Source organism: Oceanobacillus bengalensis, assembly GCF_003628445.1.
Taxonomy (GTDB): domain Bacteria; phylum Bacillota; class Bacilli; order Bacillales; family Amphibacillaceae; genus Oceanobacillus; species Oceanobacillus bengalensis.
Genome location: NZ_RBZO01000071.1, coordinates 1 through 2,209, shown reverse-complemented (window position 1 = coordinate 2,209; position 2,209 = coordinate 1). Strand labels below are relative to the sequence as shown.

The 2,209-nt window shown below is 34.2% G+C and carries 1 protein-coding gene; it reads right to left on the bottom strand.

Annotated elements, in window-relative coordinates; translation table 11 throughout:
• Positions 1 to 140: 140 nt before the first annotated feature.
• The gene (gene ltrA / locus D8M05_RS19885; protein ID WP_121134853.1) at positions 141 to 1,952 is read right to left on the bottom strand and encodes a group II intron reverse transcriptase/maturase; all 1,812 of its coding nucleotides are present in this window, start codon (positions 1,950 to 1,952) and stop codon (positions 141 to 143) included.
• Positions 1,953 to 2,209 lie beyond the last annotated feature (257 nt).

Sequence of the window (2,209 nt, the reverse complement as noted above, 5' to 3'; positions counted from 1 at the left end):
ATACAGATAGGTAAGGGTTTGAAGTTATCGCTCCCTTTTCCCCCTGTTCACACCGTACGTGCGACTTTCACCGCATACGGCGTTCCAACTAATCCAATTCATTCAATTCTATGTAATAAATGAAGCAAGTTTAATTCCAATCAAATTGTGTAATTTTTGCATTGTTTCCGTAGTTGATTAACCTTTTCAATCTGCCTGTGGGTTAACTTTAAAGCATTAAGTATTGTTTTTATTTTATTTTCATCTTTCAGATGAACTAATCGGTGTACAGATTCATGAAGTACTATTAAATTTGCGTATCTATCATCTTTAGATAGATGATAAGGTTCTTTATGATGACAGTGCCAATCACTCTTGCCAAGTTCAATGCCTGTAATAGCACATTTTCCATATTGTGCAATGAACCTACTAATACGATTATCATTATACTCAATTGTTCGATTTGGAATAAAATTCTTCATGACGTAACTTAGTACACTTTTGTTAATCGCTTTTAGGTTATTGTGTATTTTCATTCTGCCGTCGGCAGTATAGTTACATATGTCTTGAGAGAAACATAGATTTGTTTTATGCCGTTGGGCATGAATTGGGACAAATACCATGTTCTGTATCTTGTACAATTTTGATTTACAACCTTTATAGCGTTTTTGTAAAGTATTAGTCATGTCTGAAAACGTTGCTTCTTTTCTTAGATTCTTTAGCCGATTATATAAAGTCTTACTAAGATGGGAGGACAACTCACTTAAATTTTTCATAATTTGTGTAGCTGCTGCGTAATAGTTTTGAATACCCATTACCACAGTGTTATAGTGCCAAACTGTTTCAGCACAAGGTTTTTTCTGTACTGCTTTAATAGAATCTTTAATTTTTATAAGTGCGTTGGTCTTAGCTTTTTCCGTCATATACGATTGAGCTACATATCCCATTCTTGTTTTCCCTTTCCTTTTCACTCGGAATGAAAACCCAAGAAATTCGGACGAATTTTTCTTTAAGTTAATTACTTTTGATTTTTCATCACTTGTCTCTAAGTGTAGTCTCTTATTGAGAAAATCCTTGATGGCATAATTCATTTTAACCGCTTGGGAGCGAGTACGGCATAAGACCTTAAAATCATCGGCATATCTAACGATGTAACATTCTTTTAGGTTTGATTTCTTGAGTTCTTTTACTTTGCTTCCATTGTGTTTATATTCATGATTACTTTGAAAAGTTTCCCATTGATTACTAACCCACCAATCGAGTTCATTTAGTACAATGTTCGATAAAAGTGGAGATAGTATACCACCTTGCGGTGTTCCTTTTGTTGGTACACCTTCGCCCTCAATCTCAGCTTTTAATAGCTTAGATATGACGGTGATTAATGCTTTATCTTTTATTCCAAGTGACCATATTTGTTTAAGTAATTTACTATGATGAACGTTATCAAAAAATCCTTTTATGTCTACATCTATACAATGATGGAGTCCCACCATATTAATGAGCGATTCTAATCTCGCTTTCGCATGGTGTGTATTTCTGTTCGGTCTAAAGCCATAACTATGTTTATGAAATTTTGCTTCGCAAATAGGTTCTAGTACCTGTAAGATACATTGTTGAACAATTCTATCCCAAATTGTAGGGATTCCCAATGGTCTTACTTTACCATTTGCTTTTGGAATAAAAACACGTCTAACACTATCTGGTTTATATGATTGAAGCAGATTCTGAACGTGTCCAATTACTTCATCTACTGACAAGTGTTTAATATCGTCGATCGTTAACTTATTTGTTCCAGCTGTTTTACTCCCAGTATTTCTCTTGATATTTCGATAAGCAAGACGAATATTATCGTTAGAACTAATTAAACTCATTAAGTTATAGAAATTTTGACCATTAACACTTTGAGCATATAAGTTATCAAAACAATGTTGCATATCATAATACTCATTGTGTCTCAGTTTCTTCCGTTTCAATAAGTCGGTGACTCCCTTGGGAGTTGAACCTCTTTTATTCTCACAAGAACCTTATTAACCGATTAAAGAACTGCCTAACATGGTTGAATGATTCTTCATTAGTCTAGTGGCTATCCCTCCGGGTTGATTAGACCTATCATTGGTACTGTTCCACCACTTTCGCTGATATAAAGAAAAGTTATACAATAACTATTGTCATTATTGCTTTCCTTTCCAACGTTTCATAAGGAGTAAGCCCTCCACGTTATCAGCTTACA